Consider the following 24702-nt stretch of genomic DNA (forward strand, 5'->3'; position numbering starts at 1 on the left):
CCGGCCGCTGCCGGGGCCCCGATGCCGTCAGGCGCCGCGGAGCACGGCGCCGGTGCGCTCGGCCGCGGCGGCCACCGCGGCCTCGCGGGCGGCGGTGGCGTCCTCCGCCGTGAGCGTCCGGTCGCCGGCGCGGAACCGCAGGGTGTACGCCAGCGACTTCTTGCCCTCGCCGAGCTGCTCGCCCGAGAAGACGTCGAACAGCCGCAGCGACTCCAGCAGGTCCCCGGCGCCGGCGGCCAGCGCCTCGGTCACCTCGCTGGCCGGCACGGACTCGTCCACCACCAGCGCCACGTCCTGCGTGGCCACCGGGAACGACGAGATCCGCGGCGCGGTCACCGCGCCCTGGCCCGCCCGGGCCAGGGCATCGAGGTCGGCCTCCATCGCGCAGGTCCGCGGCGGCAGCCCCAGCATCTTCAGCACCCGGGGGTGCAGCTCGCCCGCGTGCCCGACCAGCACCCGCTCGCCGCCCTCGCGCACAAACAGCGCGGCGCAGCGGCCCGGGTGCCACGGCGCGTACCTGGCCTGCTCGATGATCAGTTCCGCCCCGGCCTCGCGGGCGACCAGGCGCGCGGCCTCGATCGCGTCGGCCCACCCGGCCGGGCGGCCCTTGCCCCACCAGCCGTCCAGCTCGCGGGCGCCCGCGAGCACGACCGCCACGTGGCGCGGCTGGCGCGGCAGGGCGGCGTCGAGGGCGGCGAGTTCCTGCTCGGAGGGGCGGCCGGTCACGGGCAGCCGCGGCGGCGTGGCCTCCTCGCCGGTGGGCAGGAAGACCAGGCCCGTCTCGAACAGCGCCAGATCGTGGCTGCCGCGGCTGTCGTTGCGGCGCAGCGCCTCCAGCAGTCCCGGCAGCAGCGTCGTGCGCAGCGACGGCTCCTCGGCCGACAGCGGGTTGACCAGCCGGACCGTGCGGCGGCGCGGGTCCTCGGCAGGCAGGCCGAAGGCGTCGAACACGGCGTCGCCCACGAACGGGTAGTTCAGCGCCTCCACGTACCCGGCGCCGGCCAGCGCCCGGCCGGTCCGGCGGCGCAGCCGCTGCCGCGGCGTCAGCCCGCGCCCGGCGGGCAGCCGGGGCAGGGTGGAGGGCAGCGCGTCGTAGCCCTCCAGCCGGATGACCTCCTCGGCCAGGTCGTTCGGGTCGCGCAGATCGGGCCGCCAGCTCGGCACCGTCACGACCAGCTCGTCCGTGCCGGACACGTCGCAGCCGATCTCCTGGAGGCGGCGCACGACGGTCTCCCGGCCGTAGGTCACGCCCGCCACGCGGTCGGGGTGGTCGGCGGCCAGGGTGACCGTCCGGGGCGGGGACTCGGCCGCCACCTCGGTGACGCCCGGCTCCGCCGTGCCGCCCGCCAGCAGCACCAGCAGGTCGGCGGCCCGCTGCGCCGCCGCGGCGGCGGCCTGCGGGTCCACGCCCCGCTCGAAGCGGCGGGACGCCTCGGAGCTGAGCTTGTGGCGGCGGGAGGTGCGGGCGATGGCGACCGGGTCGAAGTGCGCGGCCTCCAGCACGATCTCGGTGGTGCCGCGGGCCGGGCCGACCACGGACTCCTCGACGCCCTCGGTGATCTCGGTGCCGGTGCCGCCCATCACGCCGGCGAGCCCGATGGGCCCGGTGCTGTCGGCGATCACCAGGTCCTCGGGGTCGAGCGCCCGGTCCACGCCGTCCAGCGTCACCAGCCGCTCCCCCGGCTTCGCGCGGCGCACCACGATCCCGCCCGCGACCCGGGCGCGGTCGTAGGCGTGCAGCGGCTGGCCGATCTCGAGCATCACGTAGTTGGTGACGTCGACGGCCAGCGAGATGGGGCGCATGCCCGCCTTCTGGAGGCGGCGCTGGAGCCAGATCGGCGACCGCGCCTCCGGCCGCACGCCGGTGACGGTCCGGGCCGTGAAGCGGTCGCAGGCGGCACGGTCCTCGACGGTGACCGGGTAGCCCTCGCCGTTCGGCTCGGGCACGTCCAGCAGCGCCGGGTCGCGCAGCGGCAGGCCGAAGGCGGTGGCCGTCTCGCGGGCGACGCCCCGCATCGACAGGCAGTAGCCGCGGTCGGGGTTGACGGCGATGTCGAGGACCTCGTCGACGAGTTCGAGCAGCTCGATGGCGTCGGTGCCCGCCTCGTGCTCCGGGGGCAGCACCAGGATGCCGTCGTGGTCGTCGCCCATGCCCAGCTCCCGGGGCGAGCAGATCATGCCCTCGGAGACGTGGCCGTAGGTCTTCCGGGCGGTGATCCGGAAGTCACCGGGGAGCACGCCGCCGGGCAGGACCACCACGACCTTGTCGCCGACGCGGAAGTTCGTGGCGCCGCAGATGATGTTCTGCGGCTCGCCCGTGCCGTTGGCGGTGCCGACGTTGACCTGGCAGTACCGGATCGGCTTCTTGAAGCCGGTCAGCTCCTCGATGGCCAGGACCTCGCCGACGACCAGCGGGCCCTTCAGGTCGGCACCGAGCTGGTCGACGGTCTCGACCTCCAGGCCCGCGGAGATCAGCCGCGCCGCCACGTCGCGGCCGGTGACCTCGGCGGGAAGGTCCACGTACTCCCTCAGCCAGGACATCGGGACGCGCATCAGATCTCCATTCCGAAGGGCCGGGTGAACCGCACGTCAGCCTCGATCATGTCGCGCATGTCGTCGACGTTGTGCCGGAACATCAGCATCCGCTCGATGCCGAAGCCGAAGGCGAAGCCGCTGTACCGCTTCGGGTCGATACCGGCGGCGACCAGCACCCGGGGGTTGACGACGCCGCAGCCGCCCAGCTCGATCCAGCCCTCGCTGGAGCAGGTGCGGCAGGGCCGGTCGGGGTTGCCGACGGACTCACCGCGGCACTTGTAGCAGAGCATGTCCATCTCGGCGGACGGCTCGGTGAAGGGGAAGTGGTCCGGGCGCAGCCGGGTGCGCAGGCCCTCACCGAAGAGCGAGGTGACCATGTGGTCGAGCGTGCCCTTCAGATCGGCCATGGTCAGGCCCTCGTCCACCGCCAGCAGCTCGACCTGCGTGAAGACCGGGGTGTGCGTGGCGTCCAGCTCGTCGGTGCGGTACACGCGGCCGGGGCAGATGACGTAGATGGGCGGCTCGCGGTCCAGCATCGAGCGGATCTGCACCGGCGAGGTGTGGGTGCGCAGCACGACGCCGGACTCCTCCGCCTCGCCCTTGGGCCCGGCGACGAAGAAGGTGTCGCTGGCGGTCCGCGCCGGGTGGTCGGGGGCCATGTTGAGGGCGTCGAAGTTGAACCACTCGGCCTCGACCTCGGGGCCCTCGGCCACCTCGTAGCCCATGGCCGTGAAGATGTCCTCGATGCGCTCGGAGAGCGTGGTCAGCGGGTGGCGGGCGCCGGGCGTCACGCGGTCGTACGGCAGCGTGACGTCCACCGTCTCCTCGGCCAGCATCCGCTCCTCGCGCTCCGCCTCCAGCTCCTCCTGGCGGGCACGCAGTGCCTTGGCCACGGCGCCCCTGGCCTGGCCGACCCGCTTGCCCGCCTCGGCGCGGGCGTGGGGCGGGAGGGCGCCGATCTCGCGGTTGGCCAGGGCGAGCGGCGAGCGGTCGCCGGCGTGGGCCGTCCTGGCCTCGCGCAGCGCGTCCAGGTCCTGGGCGGCGGCGATGGCCGCGAGCGCGGCGTCGCGCGCCCGGTCGACCTCTTCCGGTTTCAGTGCCTCGACCTCGACAGGGTCGTACGACTTGTTGGGTGCCGACATCTCTTCCCGTGTTTCCGTGTTGGCTTGCGGCTTCGGCCGCGCGCCCCGTGGCGTGGCCCGCCAGGGGTCGAGTCTACGGGGGGCGCCCGCGGGGACTTCAGGCGAGGAACGCCGGGGTGCCCGCGGGCAGGATAAATCGGAAGCGGGCGCCGCCGCGGGGGGTGCGGCCGGCCGTGACCGTCCCCCCGTGGGCCTCGATGATGCCCTTGACGATGTACAGGCCGAGCCCGATGCCGCCGCGGTCGCTGCCCCGCCAGAAGCGGGTGAAGACGCGGTGCATCATTTCCTCCGGAATGCCGGGGCCTTCGTCGCTGACCGTTACCGCGACGCCCTCCTGGCGGGTCCGGGTGGGGGCGACGCGGTGCAGCTCGATGGTGACAGTACCGTCGCCGTGGCGCACGGCGTTTTCCAGCAGGTTGCCGATGACCTGGTCGATCTTGCCGGGGTCGGCCCAGACGCCGGGCAGGTCCGTACCGAGGCGCACGTCGAAGCGGTCGGCGCCGCAGCCGCCGTTCACCAGCGTCTTCACGTGGCGGCGGACCGCCTCTTCCAGGCGCAGCGGCTGCCGCCGCAGCTCCAGCCGCCCGGCGTCGATGCGGGAGACGTCGAGCAGCTCCGTGATCAGGCGCGTGACCCGGTCCGCGTCCGCGTCCACGGTCTGGAGCATGAGCCGCTTCTGGTCGTCGGTGAACCGGTCCCACTTGGCGAGCATGGTGGCGGTGAAGCCCTTGACGGAGGTCAGGGGCGACCGCAGCTCGTGGGCCACCGTGGCGATCAGCTCGGCGCTGCCGCGTTCGCTGCGCTGCCGCGCCTCGGTGCCGCGCAGCGTCACGACGAGCCGGTGCACCGGCCCGGCGGGGCGGGAGCGCACGTAGCGGGCGGCGACGAGCACCTCCCGGCCGCCGGGCAGCAGCAGGTTCCGCTCGGGCTGGCCGGTGCGGATGGCCAGGCCCCGGTAGGGGTCGGTGGTGCGCCACCAGCGGCGGCCGTCCGGGTCCTCCAGCGGCAGGACCTGGTCGATCGGGCGGCCCAGCGCGGCGGCCGGGCGCTGGCCGGTCAGCCGCGCGGCCGCCGCGTTGAAGCAGCGGACCAGGCCGAGCCGGTCGGCGACCACGAGGCCGTCGGGGAGGTCGTCAGAGTCCAGACCCGTCTCCCCACTGGTCGCGATGTCCATCCCCGTTCGCCCCTCTCGCGCGCTGGCCAGCGTACTAGGTGGAGTGGCCCGCGGGGCCGCTCAGCCAGCCAGCCCCGGGCCCCCGCCGGTGCCGTCCCCGCCGCCGGTGCCCGCCGCCCGGCAGCCTCCGGGCGCCCGCTGCGCGCGGGCGGAGGCGTACAGGCAGACAGCGGCGGCGGTGGCGAGGTTGAGGCTCTCGGCGCGGCCGTGAAGCGGCACGCGCACCACGGCGTCGGCCAGCGCCCGGGTCTCCGGCGGCAGGCCCCACGCCTCGTTGCCGAAGATCCACGCGGTGGGGCCGCCCATGGCGCCCGCGTCCAGCTCGGTGTCCAGGTCCCGTTCCCCGCCGCCGTCGGCGGCCAGCACCCGCACCCCGGCCTGCGCCAGCCCGGCGGCGGCGCTCGCGACGGGAACCCCGACGGCCACCGGCAGGTGGAACAGGCTCCCGGCGGACGCGCGGACCGCCTTGGGGTTGTACAGGTCGACGGAGGCGTCGGTGAGGATCACGGCGTCGGCGCCCGCGGCGTCCGCGCAGCGCAGCACGGTGCCGGCGTTGCCCGGGTCGCGGACGTGGGCGAGCACCGCCACCAGCCGGGGCCGGGCGGCCAGGATCTCGGCCAGCGGGCGGTCGAGGAAGCGGCAGACGCCGACGAGTCCCTGCGGCGTCACCGTCTGCGACAGCCCTGCGACCACCTCATCGCTGGCCCGGTGCACGGCGCAGCCCGCCGCCCGGGCCCGCTCCAGCAGGCCGCTGTGGCGCTCGGCCGCCTCGGCCGTCGCGAACAGCTCGAGCAGCGTGGGCCCTTCGGGCGTGCGGTGGGCGACGGCCTCCCGCACCGCCTGCGGGCCCTCCGCCAGGAACCGCCGCTCCTTGCCGCGGAAGCCGCGCCGGCCCAGCCGCCTCGCGGCCACGACGCGCGGGGAACGCGGGGAGGTCAGTTCGGCGGCGGAAACCATGCGGCGGCTCGCTTCTGGCTTGCTTCTGGCGTGGCGGAGACGGAACGTACCGGACCCGCAGGCGCGTGCCTGCGGGTCCGTGAGGTGCCCGGCGGGCCGCCGCCGTCAGAGCGGACGGCCGGCCGCCGGGTGCGGCCGGCTTCAGGCGGCCTTCGGCGCGTTGACGTCGCTGGGCAGGGCCTTCTGCGCGGTCTCGACCAGCGCGGCGAACGCCGCGGGGTCGCTGACGGCCAGCTCGGCGAGCATCTTGCGGTCCACCTCGATCTCAGCGGCCTTCAGGCCCTGGATGAAGCGGTTGTAGGTGATGCCGTTGGCGCGGGCGGCCGCGTTGATGCGCTGGATCCACAGCTGCCGGAAGTCACCCTTCCGCCGCTTGCGGTCGTTGTAGTTGTAGACGAGGGAGTGGGTGACCTGCTCCTTGGCCTTGCGGTACAGGCGGGAGCGCTGCCCCCGGTAGCCGCTGGCCTGCTCCAGGATCGCCCTGCGCTTCTTGTGGGCGTTGACCGCCCGCTTGACGCGTGCCACGTGTCTGCTCCTTGTCGGGGGCCGCGGAATGGTCACGCGGCCCGGAAACGGATAGGTCCCGGTCGTTCGCTCCGGCGTCCGTGCGGCCGCGGGGCGGCGCGCGGACCCGTTACGTCACTTGCCGAGAAGCTTCTTGATCCTCTTGGCGTCGGCCGGAGCCGCCTCCGTCCTGCCGGCGAGACGACGGGTGAGCGTCGACGGCTTGTGCTCCAGGTAGTGACGGCGACCTGAGCGCTGGCGCATCACCTTGCCGGAGCCAGTGATCCTGAACCGCTTGCTGGCACCGCTGTGCGTCTTGTTCTTCGGCATGTCGCCGCAACTCTCCTCGTCCATGGCGCTCCGGGCGGCCGGGCGGCCGCCCGACGCGAGCGCCGGGTGCTCTGTCTGCTCGTGTGCGCCGCCGGCGAAGGCGTTACGCGGACGTCTTCCCCTGCTGGCGGCTGGCCTTGCGGGCGGCCTGCGCCTCCCTGGCCTCGGCCATGGCCTCGGTCTTCTTCTTGTGCGGACCGAGAACCATGATCATGTTCCGCCCGTCCTGCTTCGGATTGGACTCCACGAAGCCCAGGTCCTGCACGTCCTCGGCGAGCCGCTGCAGCAGCCGGTAACCGAGCTCGGGCCGGGACTGCTCGCGGCCCCGGAACATGATCGTGATCTTGACCTTGTCCCCCTGCTTGAGGAACCGGACGACGTGACCCTTCTTCGTGTCGTAGTCGTGCGGATCGATCTTCGGCCGGAGCTTCATCTCCTTGATGACCGTGTGCGCCTGGTTCTTGCGCGCCTCACGGGCCTTCATAGCCGACTCGTACTTGTACTTGCCGTAGTCCATGAGCTTGCAGACCGGCGGGCGGGCGTTGGCCGCCACCTCGACCAGGTCCAGGTCATACTCCTGGGCAAGCTCCAGGGCCTTCGCAAGCGGCACGATACCGACCTGCTCGCCACTGGGACCGACGAGTCGCACTTCGGGAACGCGAATCCGGTCGTTGATGCGGGGCTCGGCGCTGATGGGGCCTCCTCGGTTGCGCCGCGCGATTGCCTGGCGGGCAGCCGCGCTGGGATATGTCTGGATGACCACCGCCCCTTGGCGCGGAAAACGCCCCGGGCGGTACGCAGCGGGGCTCCTTAGCAGACCGGGAGCACCGCCACGGAAGATCCGCGGGGCGCAGCCTGACCAGTGACCCGCCGACCCGTTGGGTCGGTCAGGTGGGAGTCCGGAGCCTCCACTTACGGGCCGGGCACACAGGTGTCCGGCCGGTCGCCTTCCAGACTACACCACGCGCGGCGGTCCGCTCCCCGGCGTGCGCGTACCGCCCGCCCCGCGGCCCGCCGGCGGCGGGCCGTAGGCTGGGCGGCATGAGCGAAGCCCGGCCTGGCGCGGACACCGCCAGCATGACCCGCGACATCGCCGACGTGCCCGCGGTTGAGGTGATCACGACCCTGGCGGTGCATCTGATGAGTTCGGCCGCGGTGCACCTGGGCCTGGCCGAGGACGGCGAGCGCTACCGGGACCTGGACGAGGCAAGGAAGCTGATCACGGCACTCGCGGGCCTGGTGACGGCCAGCGCGCCGGAGATCGGCACCTACCACGCGGCGCCGCTGCGGGACGGCCTGAAGTCGCTCCAGCTCGCCTTCCGCGAGCAGTCGGCGGTGCCGGACGAGCCGGGCCAGGGACCGGGCGAGAAGTTCACCGGCCCCGTCCTGGGATAGTCCCGGTCCTGCGGCAGCATCACCGGGCACCGGGTCACCGGACGGGCGCGCCCGCGTCCCGGACCGCGGCCGCGCGCGGGTGGGTCACCCAGTGGACGGCGACCGCGACGGCCGCGCCGATGAGCGGCGCCAGCAGGAACAGCCACAGCTCCGTAAGCGCCGAGCCGCCCGCGAAGAGCGCCGGCCCCAGCGAGCGGGCCGGGTTGAGGGAGGCGCCGGTCAGCGGCACGGCGACCAGGTACGCGGCGCCGTAGGCCAGCCCCACGGCCAGCCCGGCGTACCCGGCGAGCGTGACCCGGTCGGTCACCGCGAGCCACACGTAGACGAGCAGGAACGTCAGCAGCACCTCCGCGACGAACGCGCCGCCGCCGGAGACCCCCACGGCCGAGCGGTCGCCGAAGCCGTTGCTGCCCATGGCCTCGCTGGTCTCCAGCCCCGGTACCTGGCGGGCCACGATGAACAGCAGCAGGGCGCCGAGCACCGCGCCGACGACCTGGGCGATCCAGTAGCCGACGGCGGTGCGCGGGCTCATCCGGCCGGCGAGCAGCATACCCAGCGTCACCGCCGGATTGACGTGGCTGCCGGAGACGGGGCCGAGGGCGTAGGCGAGCGCCAGCAGCGTGAACCCGGCGGCGAGGGCGACGCCGAAGCTGCCGGCGTACTCACCGGCCAGCACGGCGGTGCCCACCGCGACGAAGACGAGGATGAGGGTGCCGACCAGCTCGGCGGCCAGCGACTCGGGCTCGGCTTCCAGGGACTTGTTCACGGACTCCCGGGACCACCACGCGGACATGGCGCCTCCACTGCTCACTGCCCGGACCGTTCGCCGGGCCCTGACTGGCAGTGTCGGCCCCCGGAGCCGGCACCGCACGCCGGCCGGGGCAACCGAGGCACCGGGGCCAGGGGCGGGCAGCGCCGTCAGCGGCGGTAGACCGGCTCCCCGGGCAGGGCGGCGCCCGGCGGCAGCACGGCCAGGTCGAGGCCGCGGACCAGGTGGGCGCGCAGCGTCTCGTCCGCCGCCAGGGCGCGGGCCAGCCGGGACAGCGCCGGGGCCGCCTCGCCGGTGCCGTCCAGGACGAGCGCCAGGGTGCCGTCGGCGGAGCCGCCCGGCACCAGGTGCGCGGCGGCCACGGCGGGCTCGGCGGCGAGCAGCGCGCGCAGGGCCTCGGCCACGGCGGGCGCCGCCAGCGGCGAGCCGCCGGCGGCCAGGGCGCGCAGGGCCGGGCCGCGCGCCTCGTAGGTGACGGGCCCGGCGAGGTCGAGCACAAGGGTGTCGGCCCCCTCCTGCACGGCCGCCCGCAGCGCCTGGGCGGTGGTGACGGCCACGGGGCGGGCGTCGGGGCGCCACTTCGCGAGCGTGTCGGTGGCGCTGAACACGGGCAGCGCGCGGCGGCCGCTGGGCACGGTGAGCGTGAGCACGGCCATGTCGCTGGTCTTCTCGCGCCGCAGCCCGTCCTCCCCGGTCTCTGCCTCGCCGAGGATGGCGACGACGGGCACGAGGAGCCGGGAGCGCGCCAGCACCGCCAGCAGGGCCGGCTCGGTCGCCGGGTCGCGGGACCAGTCGTCAAGTGCCGTGCGGAGGGCCGGGTCGGCCGTGCCGTCGTCGTCGGCGAAGGGGGACCGCGGGATGTTTTTCAGGGCCACCCGCCGAGGGTATCCGGGCGGCGGCGGGCCGGGCCGCCCGCAGGGGGGCGGGGCGTTGCCGCGCCGGTTGCCGCCCCCGGCGTTTACTCCGGTTTTGTTCTGTTTCATCCCAGTAGCCGCCCCGGCTGTGACGCGTTCGTCACACGGCAGCCCCTGACTCGTGCACGTGTGCGAGATAGCGTGCGGAGCCATGACGCCACCGGACACGCGCCACCGAGCGCGTCGGCCGCGCCCGGTCCTGGTGGCCCACGCGGCCCTCACGACGGCGCTGCTGGCGTGCGCCGGCGCCTCCGGCGTGAGCGGGGACCAAGCGGAGCCGGCCGCGGCGCAGCGCCCGGACGGCGGCGCGGCGGACAGCGGGGAGTGGGAGATACGCGCGGCGGACGGCAGCAGCGTCCCGCCGTCCGCCTGGCACGCCTCCCCTCCGGAGCCGGCCGCGCCACGCGACGCCGACACCGCCCTCGCACTGGCGCTCGCGGACCTGCCGTCGGCCCCCGGCACGCGGCTGTCGGTCGCGGTGCTCGACCTGGCGACCGGCACGCACGCCAGCTACGGCTCCGCCGCGTTCGATACCGCCAGCATCGTCAAGGTCAACGTGCTGGCCGCGCTGCTGCTCCAGGCGCAGGACGAGGGCCGGGAGCTGACGGCGTCGGAACGGCGCCTGGCCTCGGAGATGATCCGGCGCAGCGACAATGACGCGACCGACGCGCTGTGGCGCCGTATCGGAGGCGCCGAGGGCCTGGACGCGGCGAACGCCCGGCTGGGGCTGACCGGCACCGTGGCGGGGCGCCAGGGGCTGTGGGGGCTCACGCAGACGACCAGCACCGACCAGATCACCCTGCTGCGGGCGATCTTCGCGCCGGATTCCGAGCTGTCGCCCGCCTCCCGCGCCTACATCCAGGAGCTGATGGCCACGGTCGTGCCGGGCCAGCGCTGGGGGGTGTCGGCGGCGGCCGACGGCGGCTTCGCGCTGAAGAACGGCTGGCTGCCCCGCAGCCAGACCGGTCTGTGGGACGTCAACAGCATCGGCTGGGTGACCGCCGGGGGCCACCCCTGCCTGGTCGCCGTGGTCTCCGCGGGCCACGGCACGCAGCAGGCGGGCATCGCGGCCGTGGAAGCCGCCGCCCGGTCAGCGGTCGCGGTGGTCACGGGCCGGGCCGGCGACCCGGGCGCCTGAGCCGGGCCAGGAGCACGGTGGCAACGCCGAGGAACGCGGTGCCCAGCGTCGCCGCGGCGGGCGCCAGCCAGCCCGCGCCGGAGCCGCCGCTGTCCCCGGTGGGGCCGGGCCCGAAGTACTCGGGGACCTCGGGCCGGGCGGCCGGGCCGGGTCCCGGGGCACCCTCGGCCGCCGCCCGGAGCGCCGCCGCCGGGTCGACGAGCCCGCTGCCGACCGCGTCATCGCGCCCGCCTTCGGGCGGGTTCTGCGCTGTGCTGGCCAGCAGCCGGGTGACCTCGGCCGGGGTGAGGTCGGGGTAGGCGGAGAGCAGAAGGGCGACGGAGCCGGAGACGAAGGCGGCGGCCGAGGATGTGCCCCAGGCGGTGTAGTAGTTCCCGTCCGGGTCCGGCACGATGACGTCCTGGCCGGGGGCGCAGACCGTGGCGTACCAGCGTTCCGTGGAGAAGTCGGTGGGGGTGCCGGTGCGGTCCACGGCGGTGACGGCGATGACGCCCGGGTAGCCGGCCGGGTAGGAGACGGGGTCGCCGTTCTCGCCGCCGTTTCCCGCGGAGGCGACGACCACGGCGCCCTTGTTCAGGGCGTAGCGCACGGCCGCGTCCTCCTCCGGGTCGTGGTGAGCGGACTCGCTGTCGTCGCCGAGCGAGAGGTTGATGACGTCGGCGCCCTGGTCGGCGGCCCAGCGTATGCCCTCGGCGAGCGCGTCGCCGCGGGTCTCGCGGGCGCGGTCGCGGGCCGGGTCGTCGTCCTCGAGCAATACGCGGACGGGCAGGATGCGGGCCTCGGGGGCGACCCCGATGACGCCGTCGTTGCCGCCGGGCCCGTGGCCGTGCCCGGCGATGATGCCCGCCATCGCCGTGCCGTGGGCGGCCCACTGCGGGTCGCCCGGCCCGGCGCCCATGCCGACGAAATCCCGGCCGGGGAGAACCGAGCCCGCGAGGTCCGGGTGGTCCTCATCGACGCCGGTGTCGAGGACGGCGACGGTGACGCCTGCCCCGCGCGTGGTCTGCCACGCCTCCGGCACGTTGATGGCGTCCAGCGCCCACTGCTGCTGCTCGCGGATGGAGTCGGCGCGGGCCGGGGCCGCGGTGGCGAGCGGGGCCGCCGCGGCGGCGGCCACCGCGGCGAGCGCGCTCCAGGCCGGCAGCGCGCGGCGGAGCCGTGACGTCATCGGACCTCCTCGGCGTACTCGGCGGTCGTCCGGCGCACGGTGTCGGCGACGAGGCGCGCGAGGGCCCGCGCGTCGTGCCCGAGCCCGGACAGCGCGACGGTGGTGTCCTCCTCCTGGGAGACCGCCTGGGACGCGGGCTGGGGCTCGGGGATGGGGCGGCCGTCGGCGAAGCCGGAGACCGCGTAGGCGACGACCGGGGCGCTGGTGAGAATCCGGAAGCTCCAGGAGGCGCGCTGCGCGTCGCCGAAGTCCTCAGCGAGGGTGTTCTCGGGGGCGTAGCCGCGCGGCATCAGGTCCGGGCGCTCGCCCAGGCCCTCCCGCTCGAAGCGGTCGCGCAGCGCCTCCATGCCCGCCCGGTCGGCCTCGGTGAACAGCAGGCCGACGGTGGTGATGCGGCTCTCCGTCTCGTCCATGTAGGTGGCGCGCACCAGGCGGTGGCAGCCGACCTGGGCGAGCACGTCCGCGAGCAGCGGGTCGAAGGCCTCGGCGCAGCCGCTGGCGGGTGCGACGGCGAGGCGGAGCCAGCGGCGGTCGGCCCCGCCGGGGCCGGCGTTCTCGCCGGTCAGTTCCGGCGGGAACAGCTCGTCCACCGGCAGGTCGCGCCACAGCGAGCGCCCATCGTCGAACGCCTGCTCCGCCGCGGTGCCGCCGTCGTCGGTGAGCCAGGTGCCGGCGGCGGCGCCGCCGAGCAGGCCGGTGCCGAGCACCAGGCAGACCAGGGGCGCGGCGAGGCGGGCGGAGCGCCGCACCACGATGACGGCCGGCGCGGCGGGCGGAGGGGGCCCGGCCGGTTCCGGCGGGGCGGCGGGCTGCGGCGGTGCCGCCGGCCGGGGCGGCACCGCGGGCTTCGGCGGGGCGGCGGGCCGCGGGGGCCGCTGCGGCGGTGGCGGGACGGAGGCACGCCGCGGAACGAACTCGGTGCTCATCCGTCTACCCCCATGGCCTAGGCCCCACCGCCCGTCGCAATCGACGCGCTTACTCTACGGGCGCCGGGTCAGACCTGGGTACCGGGTCCGCGGTCGCGGCCGGCACCCCGGCGGTGTTCCCGGCCCCGGCGGCGGGCGGCGCGCTCCGGCCCGCCCGCCGCCGGGGGCGGACCGGGCGGGCCGGAGCCCGGATCCGGCGACCGCCGCGCGTCCCCCTCCGCGCGGCGCGGCCGGCGCCGTCTACCGCTCGCTGAGCGCGGGGTCAGGCAGCTCCTCCGCAGCGATTGCGGCCTGCGGCTCGTTCTCCTTCTTGCGCTCTTTGGGCAGCAGCCGGGCTACCCAGTGCGAGCGTCCGGCGACCAGCGGGGACACGACCGCCAGGATGAGCACGTAGCCCGCGATGAACGGCGACAGCCGCGCATCGAGCCCGGCCGCTGCGGCCATGGTGGCCAGGATGAGGGCGAACTCACCGCGGGCGACCAGCGTGGTGGCCACGTTGGCCGTGGCACGCGGCCCGAAGCTGTAGAGCCGTGCGGTGAACAGCCCCGAGGCCAGGTTCACCGTCAGCGTCACGAGGACGGCGATGAGCACCGGCCAGATCACGCTCGGCAGGTCCCCGGGATCGATGGACACTCCGAAGCCGAAGAAGAAGATCGCGGCGAAGGCATCGCGCAGCGGGTGGACCAGCTTGCGGATGCGCTCCCCGGAGCCCGTGTTGCCGAGCATGAAGCCGACCATGAAGGCGGCGATGGCGTCGGCCACGCCGAAGCGCTCAGCGATGCCGGAGACCAGCACGGCTGCCCCGAGGAAGGAGATGACGAGCAGCTCGTCGTCGTTGATGGCGAAGAGCCGTCCGACGATGCGCCTCCCGTACCGTGCGGCCAGGGCGAGGACGAGCAGGAAGCCGAACGCCTTGGCCATCTGCCAGAGCATCTCACCTGAGTTCTCCGCGCCCGAGATCACGGGCTGGAGCGCCGCGAGGTACATCGCCAGGAAGATGTCGTCGACGACGATGATGCCCAGAATCGGCTTGCTCTCGGGGTTCCCGATGCGGCCGAGGTCGACCAGGATCTTGGTGACGATGGCCGATGACGAGATGCCGAGCACACCGGCGAGGACAAAGGCCTCCGCGGTGCCCCAGCCGAGGGCGAAGCCGAACGCGAGCCCCGCGCCCACGTTGAGCACGAGGTACATGGTCCCCGCCGCCACCATCTTCTTGCCGCCGGCTTTGAGGTCGTCCACGTTGAACTCAAGGCCGAGGTAGAACAGCAGCAGCACCAGGCCGAGGGCCGTGAGCATCTCCAGATCGTGCGCATCCTCGATGAGCACGTATCCGGGGGTGTGGGGGCCGAGCATGATGCCGGCCAGGATGAACAGGGGAATCGTGGGCAGCCCGATGCGGCTGCCGAGACGGGCGAGGATCGCGGCGGCGACGAAGGCGCCGCCCATGGCAAGCAAGGTGTCAGCGTGTCCCACGGCCGTCACCCGCGTCCGTCATGAGCGGGGACGAAACGGACTTCGCGCGGGTGGCGGCTGCCGGGTCGGGCGGGCGTCAGTGAGCGGATGGTTCCTCCTCCTTAGCTCCTTGGCGTCCGACAGTTCGGTCAGGATCAGCGTCAAGAAAGCGTTAATGGTTAGCTTAACAAACCAATTTCTGGCGAGCCAGATGTCCTCGTTCCTCACGGTGCGGGATGATCGCTGCTGTGACGTCTACGCCCAGCCGCCTGATGCTGCTCGACACCGCTTCGCTGTACTTCCGGGCCTACTTCGGGGTCCCCGAATCAGTCCGCGCCCCCGACGGCACCCCCGTCAACGCCGTGCGCGGCCTGCTCGACTTCCTCGCCCGCCTGGTCCGCGACCACCGCCCCGCAGGACTCGTGGCCTGCATGGACGAGGACTGGCGCCCCGCCTGGCGCGTCGAACTGATCCCCAGTTACAAAGCGCACCGGGTAGCAGAGGAGACGGATACGGGCGCCAGCACCGAGACCGTCCCCGACACCCTCTCCCCGCAGGTGCCAGTCATCGAGAACGTGCTCGACGCGCTCGGTATTCCCCGCCTCGGCGCCCCCGGATACGAAGCGGACGACGTGATCGGCACTCTCACCGCGCGCGCCAGCGGCCCGGTGGACATCGTCACCGGCGACCGCGACCTGTACCAGCTGGTCGACGACGCGCGCGGCGTCCGCGTGCTCTTCCCCGTCAAGGGCGTCGGCACGCTGTCCGTGGTCGACGGCGCCGCGCTGCGGGAGAAGTACGGCGTCGACGGCCCCGGCTACGCCGACCTGGCCCTGCTGCGCGGCGACCCCAGCGACGGCCTGCCGGGCGTCCCCGGCATCGGTGAGAAGACCGCCGCCAGGCTGCTCGCCCGCCACGGCGACCTTGACGGGATCCTCGCGGCGCTCGATGACCCGTCAGCACCGTTCACCCCCGCCCAGCGCAGGCGCCTGGACGAGGCCCGGCCGTACCTCGCCGTCGCGCCCCGCGTCGTCCGCGTCGCCACCGACGTGCCGCTGCCCGGCCACGACCCGGCGCTGCCGCGCGCGCCCCGCGATCCGCAGGGCCTGGCGGCGCTTGACGCCCGCTGGAACCTCGGCGGCCCGCTGCGCCGGCTGCTGGAGGCGCTGGCTGGCTGACGGAGGGCCAGCCGGCCCCGCCGGCCAGCGTTCAGCCCACAGAGCTGTACGCCACCACGCCGCGCCGCATCGCGTCCACCGCCCGGCGGGCGGTCGGCCCGACGGTCCCGTCCTCCGGCGCCGCCACCGCGAGCTGCCCCAGCACGTCGATGATCTGCTTGCACCAGCGGACGAAGTCGCCGGCGGGCATATCGGCGTCCCTGAGCACCTGGTCGAGGCCGCGGCCTTGGGCCCACTGGTACGCGGCCCAGGCGAAGCCCAGATCGGGCTCGCGCTGGCCGACGCCGGACGCCTGGTTGATGCGGTGGCGCTCCTCGGCGTCGTCCAGCCGCCCCCAGATGCGGACCATCTCGCTCAGCGCCTGCCGGGTCCTGCCGCCCGGCAGCTCCGGCGGCGGCGCGTCGTCGGTGACCCTCGCCTCGTACACCAGCGCGGAGGCGCAGGCCGCCAGGTCGGCCGGGCCCAGGCCCTCCCAGACCCCTTCCCGCAGGCACTCGCTCGCCAGCAGGTCCAGCTCGCCGTACAGCCGCGCCAGCCGGCGGCCGTGCGCCGTCACCTCGTCCCCGCGCAGGTAGCCGAGCTCGGTCAGCAGGGCGCAGACCTGGTCGAAGGTGCGGGCAATGGTGTTCGTCCTGCCCTCGATGCGGCGCTCCAGCTGCCGGGTGTCACGGCGCAGCCGGTAATACCGCTCCGCCCACCGCGCGTGATCCTCGCGCTCGTCACAGCCGTGGCAGGGATGGGCGCGGATCGCGGCGCGCAGGCGGGTGATCTCCTCGTCCTCCGCCGCGTCCGAGCGGCGGCGCCGGTGCCGCCGCGGCTGGTCGTCCGCCCAGGCCGCCGCGCCCGCCTTGGTGCGCAGCGCCGAGGCCAGATCGCGGCGCGAGGCGGGGCTGCGCGGGTTGAACGACTTCGGGATGCGCATCCGGTCCAGCGGCTCGACCGGCACCGGGAAGTCCGCCGAGGCCAGCCGCTTGACCTGCCGCTCGGCGGTCAGCACCAGCGGCCGGGGCGCCTCGTGGTAGTCATAGCCGCGGCGTCCGGGGCTGCGGCCGCCCGAGGTGCCCGGATCCAGCACGAGCGCCAGGCCGGCGAACCTGCCCGCCGGCACCCGGATGATGTCACCGGGCCGCAGCCGCTCCAGCGCGGTCGCGGCGGCGGCGCGGCGCTGGGCGGTGCCCTGGCGCGCCAGCTCCTTCTCGCGGTCCTTCAGCTGCCGGCGCAGCGCCGCGTACTCCTCAAAGTCGCCCAGGTGGCACGTCATGGCCTCCCGGTAGCCGGCCAGGCCCGCCTCGTTGCGCTGCACCTGGCGGGAGATGCCGACCACCGCGCGGTCCGCCTGGAACTGCGCGAAGGAGGTCTCCAGCAGCTCGCGCGAGCGGTGCCTGCCGAACTGGCCGACCAGGTTGACCGCCATGTTGTACGAGGGCCGGAACGACGAGCGCAGCGGGTACGTGCGCGTACCCGCCAGCCCGGCCAGCGCCTCGGGGTCCATGCCGCGCTGCCACAGCACCACGGCGTGGCCCTCCACGTCGATGCCGCGCCGCCCGGCGCGGCCGGTCAGCTGGGTGTACTCGCCCGGCGTGATGTCGGCGTGCTGCTCGCCGTTCCACTTCACGAGCTTCTCCAGCACCACTGACCGCGCCGGCATGTTGATGCCCAGGGCGAGGGTCTCGGTGGCGAAGACGGCCTTCACCAGCCCCCGCACGAACAGCTCCTCGACGACCTCCTTGAAGGTCGGCAGCATGCCGGCGTGGTGCGCCGCGATGCCGCGCTCCAGGCCCTCCAGCCACTCGAAGTAGCCCAGCACGTGCAGGTCCTCGTCCGGGATGGACGCCGTGCGCGCCTCCACGATCTCGCGCACCTCGCTGCGGGCGCGCGCGTCGTTGAGCCGCAGCCCCGCGTACAGGCACTGCTGCACGGCGGCCTCGCAGCCCGCGCGGCTGAAGATGAACGTGATCGCCGGCAGCAGCCCCGCGGCGTCCAGTCTGCTGATCACCTCGGGGCGGCTGGGCGTGTACAGGCGGGCGCGCTGGCGCCGCTCCCGCTCCCGCTCGGCGGCGCGGCGGCGGTCACGGCCGCCCCGGTAGCGCTCGCGGCCGAGCGGGCGGCTGTTCTCCAGCCGCGCCATGCGCAGCAGGTCGGGGTTGACCGCGCGCCGGTCGCCCTTCTCCTCGAACAGGTCGTACAGGCGCCGCCCGGCGAGCACGTGCTGCCACAGCGGCACCGGGCGGTGCTCGGAGACGATGACCTCCGTGTCGCCGCGCACGGCCTCCAGCCAGTCGCCGAACTCCTCGGCGTTGGACACCGTCGCGGACAGCGAGACCAGCGTCACGGACTCGGGGAGGTGGATGATCACCTCTTCCCACACCGCGCCCCGGAACCGGTCCGACAGGTAGTGCACCTCGTCCATGACCACGTAGCCGAGGCCGGCGAGTGAGGAGGAGCCCGCGTAGAGCATGTTCCGCAGCACCTCGGTGGTCATCACGACCACGGGCGCCTCGGGGCTGACGCTGTTGTCGCCGGTGAGCAGGCCGACCTTGCCCGGGCCGTAGCGCTTGACCAGGTCGGCGTACTTCTGGTTGGACAGCGCCTTGATCGGCGTGGTGTAGAAGCACTTGCGGCCCTGCGTCAGGGCCAGGTGAACGGCGAACTCACCGACCACCGTCTTGCCGGAGCCGGTCGGTGCCGCCACCAGAACGCCCTTCCCGGCTTCGAGGGCCCGGCACGCCTCGAGCTGGAACGGGTCCAGCTCGAAGCCGTACATCTCGCGGAAGGGGGCGAGCGCGGTAGCCTGCTCGGCCGCGCGCCGGCGAGCGGCGGCGTAGCGCTCGGCGGGTGACATCTCGGCGGTCATTGTGGCTACGAGCCTACCGGCCGCCCGCCGCCCGGGCCGCAGATGCCGTGGCCCGCCTCACAGCCGGGCTCCCAGGACGCGGACGGCGCCCCGGACGCAGGTGGCGGTCAGCGGCAGCGGGCCGAGCCGCTCGCCGTCGGCGTAGCCGGTCACGCCCGGCGCGTGCAGCGTGACCGCGGCGGCACGGTGCACGGTCACGGCGGGGTGGCTCAGGTGCGTGCCGCGGAAGACGCGGGGGAAGAAGCGCAGCAGTTCCGCCCGGCCGCACTCCCCCACGATCGTCACATCGAACAGCCCGTCGTCCGCACGCGCGCCCGCGCAGATCCGCATGCCGCCGCCGTAGCTGGCGCCGTTGCCGACCGCGACGAGCGTGGCGGGGACGGGCAGCCAGTCGCCGCCGTCGAGCCGGATCCGGAACGGCAGCGGGCGCAGCGCGGCCAGTTCGGCGAGCACGGCCGCGTCGTACCGGAGCCGGCCGCGGGGCCAGCGCATCCGGTTGCCCCGCTCGGTGACGCGCGAGTCGAAGCCGGCGGCCAGCACCCCGCCGAACCAGGTGGAGCCGGCGCGGCCCAGGTCGACGGCGGTCAGGTCGCGCGTGCGCAGTGCCGCCGCGACGGCGACGGCGGCCGCAGCGGGACCGCGCCGGGGCAGGCCGCAGGCGCGGGCGAAGTCGTTGCCGGTGCCGGCGGCGATGATGCCGAGGGGGACGCTGGTGCCGGCGACCGCCTGGAGCGCCAGCGAGACCAGACCGTCGCCGCCGACCGCGACCAGCGCCGCGGGGTCTCCGGCGACCGCTGCCCGCGCGCGGCGCAGCGTGTCCGCCGCGTCGGCGCCCGTGACCGCGCGCACGGTGTGCCCGGCGCCGCGCAGGACGCGGGCGGCGAGGAGGGCGTCACGGGCGGCGCGGCCGCGGCCGGCCGCCGGGTTCACCAGGAGGGCTATGTCCCGGGCCGCCGCCCCGGCCGCGGCCGGGCCGGGCGCCGTCACGTGGCGTCGTCGTAGCCGTTGCGCCGTTCCCCGCCGTCATCCGTTCCGAGGGAGGAGGCAGGCTCGATGACGGACGGCGTGAGATCGAGCTCGGAGGCCTCGTCGTCGCTCAGCTCGGCGTCCGGGTTGCGCTTGCGCCGCCGCAGGTCGTTCACGAGCGCGATGAGGACGGCGATGAAGTACAGGCCCGTGACGGGGATCTGGAGCGCGATCATCGACATGATGTCGGTCGGAGTGACCGCGGCCGCGAAGACCGCGATGCCGACGACCATCCAGCGCCACCAGCTCAGCATCCGCTTGCCGCTGACGACGCCGCCGAAGTTCAGCAGGACCAGCAGCAGCGGCAGCTCGAAGGCGAAGCCGAAGCCGATGGCCATCCGCATCGTGATGTCGAGCACATCCTCGACGGAGACCAGGTTCTGCGCGTCGTCGGCGGTGAAGCTCAGCAGCACCGGGAGGGCGCGGGGCAGCATCCAGTACGCGAAGTACGCGCCCAGCACGAAAAGCGGCACACCCACGGCGACGACGGCGCGGCTGTACTTCTTCTCGTGCTGGTGCAGGCCGGGCGCGATGAAGGCCCACGCCTGGTAGAGCCAGACCGGCGAGGCCACGATGAGCCCCACGAGGAGGGAAACCTTGATGTAGGTCGCGAACGGCGTCGTCACGCCGTGCTGCGTGACCGTGGCGCAGTGCCCGCCGGTCGGGTCGTCATCCGGGCCGCATTCGGGCACCGGATCCGTCAGGAAGTTCAGAACATCCTTGGCGAAGAACAGCGCGACGATGCAGACGACGATGATCGCCACGACGGACACCGCAAGGCGGTTGCGCAGCTCACGGAGGTGTTCCGTCAGCGGCATCCGCCCCTCGGGATCCCTCTGCTTCCGGGCGGTCCTAGGCACCCCACGTCCTCATCTCGTAGGGCGGCCGGACCCGTCCGGCCGCCTCACCCTCACTCTCCGGCCTCGTCAGGCAGCGGATCGTCAGCTCTGCGTGGTGCCCTTCGGCTCGTCGACCGGCCGGGCGCTGGCCACGTCGCCGGGAGCGGCCTGGATGGTCTTGGGCGCCACCGTCTGCTGGGCGGTGCCGTCCTGCGCCGGCTCGGGGCTGGCGGTCTTCCCGTCGTTGCGCATGGCGGACGTCTCACTCTTGAGGATGCGCATCGACTTCCCCAGCGCACGCGCCGTGTCCGGCAGCCGCTTCGCCCCGAAGACGAGGACGACGATGACGAGGATGAGGACGATCTGCCACGGTCCGATCTGGCCCATAATTCCGTCTTCTCTCTCATCGGGGGAAAGTTCTGGCAGCCGTGCCGGAGAGGAAGACTACCTCCTTATCCCGCACGAGCTGCAATCCTAACGCCCGGGGGTGAACAGAAATCAATGCCCAGGCGTACCCAAATTCTTCCCCGCTATTCCCGCTGTACTCCCGCGCGCCTCATCTGTCCCGCCCTCGCGGCCAGCGGCGCGGCGGACCGCTCCAGGTCAGCGGCGGCGCGCTCGAGGCGTTCCGTCGACTCGGCGACGGCGCGGGCCAGCCGCCGCACCTCCAGCCCGACCCGCACGGCGAGCACCCCAAGCACGGCCAGGCCCGCCACCGCCAGCACGATCTGCGTCATCGGCCAGAACACCGCCGTCAGGCCATCCTCTCGTACTGCTCCAGCGCCGCGCGGGCCGCGTTCCGGGCGGACTCGGCCAGCTCCGGCGGCGCGATGATCCGGCCGTCGCCGCCCAGCCGCAGTGCGAGCCGGCGCAGCGTCGCCGGGTCCGGCGTGCGCAGCGTGATGCGCAGGCCGCCGTCCGGCAGCTCCTCGGCCTTGTCGTGCGGGTAGTACTCGGCGACCCACCGGCCGCCCGGCCCCACCTCGATGAGCACCTCGGGGTCGGTCGGCGACGGCTGCACCAGCCCCTCGCTGAGGTCGCGCGGCTCCACCGGCGGCGGATCGGACGGGGTGTCGAGCAGCTCGACCCGCTCCACCCGGTCCAGGCGGAACGTCCGCCGCGCCTCGGTCCTGCGGCACCACGCCTCGACGTAGGTGTGCCCGACGGCGAACAGCCGGATCGGGTCGATCTCCCGCTCCGTCAGCTCGTCCCGCCCCGGCGAGTAGTACCGGATCCGCAGCCGCCGCCCTTCGCTCAGCGCACGGTCCACGACGGCGAAGACCTCGCCCTCCGACTCGAACGTCACGTTCAGCCGGGAGCTCGCCCGGGCGCTCTCCCCCGCCGCGGCCTCCAGCTTCGCCGTCGCGCGCAGCAGGGCGTCCCGGTCCCGCTGCCGCAGCCCTGGCAGGGTGGCGACGGCGCGCGCCGCCACGAGCAGCGCGGTCGCCTCGTCGGCGGCCAGCCGCAGCGGCTGGCCCGTGCCGGTACCCACGGCCCGCGAGTTGTGCCACCAGATGTGCTCGCCGTCGGTGTCGATGTCCAGCAGGTCCCCGCCGCGGAAGCTCGTGCCGCACATCGGCAGCACGCCCAGGTCGGAGATCAGTTCCGCCTCGCTCACGCCGAACGCCCGCGCCACCTCGTCCACGCGGGCGCCGGGGCGCTCGCGCAGGTAGGTGATGAGGGACAGCATCCGCCGGGTCCGGTCGATGGCGGTGGTCGTCACGCGTTGCCTCCCTTGTCTGCCATCCCTGTCCGCCATGCCTGCTCCCCTCAGCCCTTGGCGACGCCGCGCAGCCGCTCGATGACGTCCGCCCGCAGGTCCGCGGGCTCGAGCACGAGCACGTCGGGGCCGAACTCCGCCAGCCAGGCACCCATCCCGTGACCATAGGGCAGCTCAAGCTCGTCCCACTCGCCGTCACGGGACGTCACCGAGGTGGCGCGGGCGCGCAGCGGGTAGCCGGAGCCGGCGCGCAGCAGGATGCGGGCCTGGGCGATGGCCGTCTCCCCCGCCCAGCGGGCGACGCTCTCGCGCACGGCGACGTGGCTGGGCACCTCCGCGGTGAAACGGCCGGAGCGCGACCGCACCCGCCCGGTGATGCGCGACAGCCGGAAGACGCGTTCGGCGCCGCGGTCGCGGTCGTATCCAGCCAGGTACCAGTGGCCGCGCCAGCACTCCAGCGCCCATGGCTCGACCTGCCGGGTCTCGGGCTGCGCGGCGTTGGACTTGCGGTAGTCGAACGTGACGGGCCGCCGGTCGCGGCAGGCGATCATCAGCGGCTCGAACGCGGCCTCGCCCGCCGGGATCCGCGGTTCCAGCGCCCCGTAGGGGTCCTGGTCGTCGCCGGTGAGCGGCATCCCGGCCGCCCGCAGCTTCTGCAGCGCGCCGCTGGCCGCCCCGGCGAGCCGGGCCTGCTGCCAGACGCGGGCCGCCAGGCCCAGCGCCGCGGCCTCCTCCGCGTCGAGCGTGACCGGCGGCAGCTGGTTGCGGTCCCGGTGCGCCTGGTAGCCGATGTCGCCGTCGATGCTCTCCACGGTCTCGATGACCATGCCGAGTTCGCGCAGGTCGTCCTTGTCGCGCTCGAACATCCGGTTGAAGGCGTCCTCGCTGCCCGCCTCGATGTACGCCTCTATGGAATTGCGCAGCTCCCGCTTGGTCAGCGGACGGCTGGTGCCCAGCAGACACAGGGCAAGGTTCATCAGCCGCTCGGCCTTGGCAATCGCCATCGGCGCGCCGCCCCCTCTTCCTTTCCGAAAAAAGCCACGTCTGCGGACAGGCACGAGCACGCGGGAGAAACCGCGCGGGAGAAACCACGCGGGAAGACGCCGTGGGCCCATCCGTACGGGATGGGCCCACGGTACCGCTATGACGGGCGGTGCGATTACGCGGCGACCAGATCGCAGACGAAGATCAGCGTCTCGCCCGGCGCGATGCGCCCCCCGCCAGCGCCGGCGTCGCCGTAGGCGAGGTGCGGCGGGATGACGAGCTGGCGCCGCCCGCCGACCTTCATGCCCTGCACGCCCTGGTCCCAGCCGGGGATGACCTGGCCGGCGCCGAGCTGGAAGCTCAGCGGCCTGCCGCGGTTCCAGCTGGCGTCGAACTCCTCACCGGTGCTGAAGGCGACACCCACGTAGTGGACGGACACCTGGTCCCCTGCCTGGGCGGTCTTGCCGTCGCCCTCCCACAGGTCCTTGATCTCCAGGTCCGCGGGCGGCTCGCCGCCGGGAAAGTCGACCTCGGGCTTCTCGTTCCTCACGTGTACTCCTGTCGGTGGCGGTTGCTGCCGCGGTGCGCCTGCTCAGGCCGCACCGAGGATGTCGACGACGAAGACCAGCGTGGAGCCGCCGGGGATGGTGTCGTTGCCGTCCTCGCCGTAGCCCATGTCGGGCGGCAGGACCAGCAGCACCCGGTCACCGACGTGCTTGCCGACCAGGCCCTCGTCCCAGCCCGGGACGACCTGGCCGGTGCCGATCTGGAACGCCGAGGCGCTGTCGCGGTCCCAGGAGGAGTCGAACTTCTCGCCGCTGTCCCACAGCACACCGGTGTACTGCACGGCGAGTGCCTGCCCTGCCTCGACCTCGGCGCCGTCGCCCTCGATCAGCACCTGCTCCTGCAGCTCCTCGGGCGGCTCCTGGCCCTCGGGGATGGTGATGGTCGCGGGCTCCTTGCCTCCGGCCTGGACCTCGGGCATGCCCTCGGCGGTCTCCGCCTGCTCGCCCTCCACCTCGGACTCAAGGTCCACGCTGAGGGCCGCGGCGATGTCGATGACCCAGACGGTGCCCTCGCCCTCGGGGAAGCTGCCCTCGGCGGCCGAGCCGAAGATCTCGGTGGCGGAGCCCTCGACCTGCACGCGGCTGCCGACCCGCCGCTGGATCAGCTCGTCGGTGACGGTCTTCGGCAGGAAGGACTCCACGCCCGCCTGGGCGACGATCTGGGCGTGCGGCTCCCCCTCCTGCGCGCTGGCCCAGGTGTTGAGCAGCTCGGCGTCGTCGCTCACCGTCCTGGCGACCACGTCGAGGCGGAGAAAGTCGCCCTCGCCGACCTCCCTGCCGTCGCCGTCGGTGACCACCTTGGACGTCGGCGCGCCGAGGTCGGCGTCCTCGTTGACGGAGATCTCCGGCTGCTCGCCCGGCTTGCCGGAGACGGTGGCCGCGGGACCGCCGTCACCGGCGTCTTCCGAGCCGCAGGCGGCGGTGAACAGGAACGCGGGGACGGCAAGGGCCGCGACGATGCGGCTCGCTCGTTTCGTGGGGATCATCAGTCCAAACTCGGGGGGTAGGGGGTCAGGGGCGGGACCCGCTGGTCCCGCCCCACCCTACGGCCTCCCGGGCCCGCGTCACCTCTCCGCGGCGCGGAGTGTGCCTGGCGCGCCGCGGTCGCGCGCCGGGCGGCGCGGGGCG

Annotated in this window: 24 protein-coding genes; 3 read left to right on the plus strand and 21 right to left on the minus strand. The window is 74.2% G+C overall.

Annotation, left to right across the window (positions count from 1 at the left end):
* Positions 1-27: 27 nt before the first annotated feature.
* From pheT to infC, 7 genes are all read right to left on the minus strand, one after another.
* Positions 28-2553, minus strand: a complete 2526-nt coding sequence (gene pheT / locus JK356_RS11835) for a phenylalanine--tRNA ligase subunit beta (protein WP_201867616.1) — start codon at positions 2551-2553, stop codon at positions 28-30.
* Positions 2553-3677, minus strand: a complete 1125-nt coding sequence (gene pheS / locus JK356_RS11840; RefSeq protein WP_201867617.1) for a phenylalanine--tRNA ligase subunit alpha — start codon at positions 3675-3677, stop codon at positions 2553-2555. The genes pheT and pheS overlap by 1 nt, the downstream gene beginning before the upstream one ends.
* A 97-nt stretch (positions 3678-3774) precedes the next feature.
* Positions 3775-4851: an ATP-binding protein gene (locus JK356_RS11845; protein ID WP_201867618.1), complete on the minus strand. Its 1077-nt coding sequence runs from the start codon at positions 4849-4851 to the stop codon at positions 3775-3777.
* A gap of 60 nt (positions 4852-4911) precedes the next feature.
* Positions 4912-5808, minus strand: a complete 897-nt coding sequence (locus JK356_RS11850; RefSeq protein WP_201867619.1) for an RNA methyltransferase — start codon at positions 5806-5808, stop codon at positions 4912-4914.
* Positions 5809-5949: 141 nt separating this feature from the next.
* A complete protein-coding gene (gene rplT, locus JK356_RS11855; protein ID WP_201867620.1) occupies positions 5950-6333 on the minus strand; it encodes a 50S ribosomal protein L20 in 384 nt (127 codons plus the stop codon).
* Between the two features lie 114 nt (positions 6334-6447).
* Positions 6448-6642 carry a 50S ribosomal protein L35 gene (rpmI, locus tag JK356_RS11860; protein ID WP_201867683.1) on the minus strand — a complete coding sequence of 65 codons (195 nt, stop codon included), beginning with the start codon at positions 6640-6642 and terminating at the stop codon, positions 6448-6450.
* A 103-nt stretch (positions 6643-6745) separates the two neighbouring features.
* A complete protein-coding gene (infC, locus tag JK356_RS11865; protein WP_374100643.1) occupies positions 6746-7405 on the minus strand; it encodes a translation initiation factor IF-3 in 660 nt (219 codons plus the stop codon).
* 278 nt (positions 7406-7683) lie between these two features.
* Here infC and JK356_RS11870 point away from each other — a divergent pair, with 278 nt between their 5' ends.
* On the plus strand, positions 7684-8037 hold the full coding sequence (locus tag JK356_RS11870) for a DUF1844 domain-containing protein (RefSeq protein WP_201867621.1): 354 nt from the start codon (positions 7684-7686) through the stop codon (positions 8035-8037).
* Positions 8038-8071: 34 nt separating this feature from the next.
* Here the strand turns inward: JK356_RS11870 and JK356_RS11875 are convergent, their stop codons facing one another.
* Both JK356_RS11875 and JK356_RS11880 read right to left on the minus strand, forming a co-directional pair.
* Positions 8072-8830 carry an aquaporin gene (locus JK356_RS11875; RefSeq protein WP_201867622.1) on the minus strand — a complete coding sequence of 253 codons (759 nt, stop codon included), beginning with the start codon at positions 8828-8830 and terminating at the stop codon, positions 8072-8074.
* 125 nt (positions 8831-8955) lie between these two features.
* The gene (locus JK356_RS11880; RefSeq protein WP_201867623.1) at positions 8956-9681 is read right to left on the minus strand and encodes an SseB family protein; all 726 of its coding nucleotides are present in this window, start codon (positions 9679-9681) and stop codon (positions 8956-8958) included.
* Positions 9682-9871: 190 nt separating this feature from the next.
* Between JK356_RS11880 and JK356_RS11885 the strand changes: the two genes are divergently transcribed.
* Positions 9872-10858 carry a serine hydrolase gene (locus JK356_RS11885; RefSeq protein WP_201867624.1) on the plus strand — a complete coding sequence of 329 codons (987 nt, stop codon included), beginning with the start codon at positions 9872-9874 and terminating at the stop codon, positions 10856-10858.
* On the opposite strand, the gene mycP is transcribed toward JK356_RS11885, so the two are convergent.
* From mycP to JK356_RS11900, 3 genes are all read right to left on the minus strand, one after another.
* Positions 10827-12026 carry a type VII secretion-associated serine protease mycosin gene (gene mycP / locus JK356_RS11890; protein WP_201867625.1) on the minus strand — a complete coding sequence of 400 codons (1200 nt, stop codon included), beginning with the start codon at positions 12024-12026 and terminating at the stop codon, positions 10827-10829. The two genes, JK356_RS11885 and mycP, sit on opposite strands and share 32 nt — an antisense overlap.
* The gene (locus JK356_RS11895; protein ID WP_201867626.1) at positions 12023-12952 is read right to left on the minus strand and encodes a hypothetical protein; all 930 of its coding nucleotides are present in this window, start codon (positions 12950-12952) and stop codon (positions 12023-12025) included. Before JK356_RS11895 ends, mycP begins: the two co-directional genes overlap by 4 nt.
* A 240-nt stretch (positions 12953-13192) precedes the next feature.
* Positions 13193-14401, minus strand: coding sequence for a cation:proton antiporter (locus tag JK356_RS11900; protein WP_201867685.1), 1209 nt, complete (start codon positions 14399-14401; stop codon positions 13193-13195).
* Positions 14402-14679: 278 nt separating this feature from the next.
* Here JK356_RS11900 and JK356_RS11905 point away from each other — a divergent pair, with 278 nt between their 5' ends.
* Positions 14680-15585 (plus strand): 5'-3' exonuclease, encoded by a 906-nt coding sequence (locus JK356_RS11905; protein WP_201867686.1) that lies wholly within the window; start codon positions 14680-14682, stop codon positions 15583-15585.
* Between the two features lie 31 nt (positions 15586-15616).
* Here the strand turns inward: JK356_RS11905 and JK356_RS11910 are convergent, their stop codons facing one another.
* The 9 genes from JK356_RS11910 to JK356_RS11950 form a co-directional block, all read right to left on the minus strand.
* Positions 15617-18439: an RNA helicase gene (locus JK356_RS11910; RefSeq protein WP_201867627.1), complete on the minus strand. Its 2823-nt coding sequence runs from the start codon at positions 18437-18439 to the stop codon at positions 15617-15619.
* 57 nt (positions 18440-18496) lie between these two features.
* Positions 18497-19426: a diacylglycerol kinase gene (locus JK356_RS11915; RefSeq protein ID WP_201867628.1), complete on the minus strand. Its 930-nt coding sequence runs from the start codon at positions 19424-19426 to the stop codon at positions 18497-18499.
* Positions 19423-20283: a twin-arginine translocase subunit TatC gene (gene tatC / locus JK356_RS11920; RefSeq protein ID WP_236671148.1), complete on the minus strand. Its 861-nt coding sequence runs from the start codon at positions 20281-20283 to the stop codon at positions 19423-19425. Before tatC ends, JK356_RS11915 begins: the two co-directional genes overlap by 4 nt.
* A 123-nt stretch (positions 20284-20406) precedes the next feature.
* Positions 20407-20691: a Sec-independent protein translocase subunit TatA gene (gene tatA / locus JK356_RS11925; RefSeq protein ID WP_201867630.1), complete on the minus strand. Its 285-nt coding sequence runs from the start codon at positions 20689-20691 to the stop codon at positions 20407-20409.
* Positions 20692-20834: 143 nt separating this feature from the next.
* Positions 20835-21041 (minus strand): hypothetical protein, encoded by a 207-nt coding sequence (locus JK356_RS11930; protein WP_201867631.1) that lies wholly within the window; start codon positions 21039-21041, stop codon positions 20835-20837.
* A gap of 17 nt (positions 21042-21058) precedes the next feature.
* The gene (locus tag JK356_RS11935; protein WP_307815532.1) at positions 21059-22027 is read right to left on the minus strand and encodes a WYL domain-containing protein; all 969 of its coding nucleotides are present in this window, start codon (positions 22025-22027) and stop codon (positions 21059-21061) included.
* 47 nt (positions 22028-22074) lie between these two features.
* Entirely contained in the window at positions 22075-23028 is a 954-nt protein-coding gene (locus tag JK356_RS11940; RefSeq protein ID WP_201867633.1) for a YafY family protein, read from the minus strand.
* Positions 23029-23183: 155 nt separating this feature from the next.
* Positions 23184-23558, minus strand: a complete 375-nt coding sequence (locus JK356_RS11945; protein WP_201867634.1) for an FKBP-type peptidyl-prolyl cis-trans isomerase — start codon at positions 23556-23558, stop codon at positions 23184-23186.
* 42 nt (positions 23559-23600) lie between these two features.
* Positions 23601-24560: an FKBP-type peptidyl-prolyl cis-trans isomerase gene (locus JK356_RS11950; protein ID WP_201867635.1), complete on the minus strand. Its 960-nt coding sequence runs from the start codon at positions 24558-24560 to the stop codon at positions 23601-23603.
* Positions 24561-24702: the final 142 nt, after the last annotated feature.

Origin of the sequence: Streptomyces sp. 7-21 (assembly GCF_016741785.1) — a bacterium.
Taxonomy (GTDB): Bacteria; Actinomycetota; Actinomycetes; order Streptomycetales; family Streptomycetaceae; genus Streptomyces.

Excerpts from the sequence above, each read along its gene's own strand:
- pheT (WP_201867616.1), bottom strand. The coding sequence starts at position 2,553 with ATGCGCGTCCCGATGTCCTGGCTGAGGGAGTACGTGGACCTTCCCGCC.
- pheS (WP_201867617.1), bottom strand. The coding sequence starts at position 3,677 with ATGTCGGCACCCAACAAGTCGTACGACCCTGTCGAGGTCGAGGCACTG.
- JK356_RS11845 (WP_201867618.1), bottom strand. The coding sequence starts at position 4,851 with ATGGACATCGCGACCAGTGGGGAGACGGGTCTGGACTCTGACGACCTC.
- JK356_RS11850 (WP_201867619.1), bottom strand. The coding sequence starts at position 5,808 with ATGGTTTCCGCCGCCGAACTGACCTCCCCGCGTTCCCCGCGCGTCGTG.
- rpmI (WP_201867683.1), bottom strand. The coding sequence starts at position 6,642 with ATGCCGAAGAACAAGACGCACAGCGGTGCCAGCAAGCGGTTCAGGATC.
- JK356_RS11870 (WP_201867621.1), top strand. The coding sequence starts at position 7,684 with ATGAGCGAAGCCCGGCCTGGCGCGGACACCGCCAGCATGACCCGCGAC.
- JK356_RS11875 (WP_201867622.1), bottom strand. The coding sequence starts at position 8,830 with ATGTCCGCGTGGTGGTCCCGGGAGTCCGTGAACAAGTCCCTGGAAGCC.
- JK356_RS11885 (WP_201867624.1), top strand. The coding sequence starts at position 9,872 with ATGACGCCACCGGACACGCGCCACCGAGCGCGTCGGCCGCGCCCGGTC.
- mycP (WP_201867625.1), bottom strand. The coding sequence starts at position 12,026 with ATGACGTCACGGCTCCGCCGCGCGCTGCCGGCCTGGAGCGCGCTCGCC.
- JK356_RS11895 (WP_201867626.1), bottom strand. The coding sequence starts at position 12,952 with ATGAGCACCGAGTTCGTTCCGCGGCGTGCCTCCGTCCCGCCACCGCCG.
- JK356_RS11900 (WP_201867685.1), bottom strand. The coding sequence starts at position 14,401 with ATGGGCGGCGCCTTCGTCGCCGCCGCGATCCTCGCCCGTCTCGGCAGC.
- JK356_RS11905 (WP_201867686.1), top strand. The coding sequence starts at position 14,680 with ATGCTGCTCGACACCGCTTCGCTGTACTTCCGGGCCTACTTCGGGGTC.
- JK356_RS11910 (WP_201867627.1), bottom strand. The coding sequence starts at position 18,439 with ATGACCGCCGAGATGTCACCCGCCGAGCGCTACGCCGCCGCTCGCCGG.
- tatC (WP_236671148.1), bottom strand. The coding sequence starts at position 20,283 with ATGCCGCTGACGGAACACCTCCGTGAGCTGCGCAACCGCCTTGCGGTG.
- tatA (WP_201867630.1), bottom strand. The coding sequence starts at position 20,691 with ATGGGCCAGATCGGACCGTGGCAGATCGTCCTCATCCTCGTCATCGTC.
- JK356_RS11930 (WP_201867631.1), bottom strand. The coding sequence starts at position 21,041 with ATGACGCAGATCGTGCTGGCGGTGGCGGGCCTGGCCGTGCTTGGGGTG.
- JK356_RS11940 (WP_201867633.1), bottom strand. The coding sequence starts at position 23,028 with ATGGCGATTGCCAAGGCCGAGCGGCTGATGAACCTTGCCCTGTGTCTG.
- JK356_RS11950 (WP_201867635.1), bottom strand. The coding sequence starts at position 24,560 with ATGATCCCCACGAAACGAGCGAGCCGCATCGTCGCGGCCCTTGCCGTC.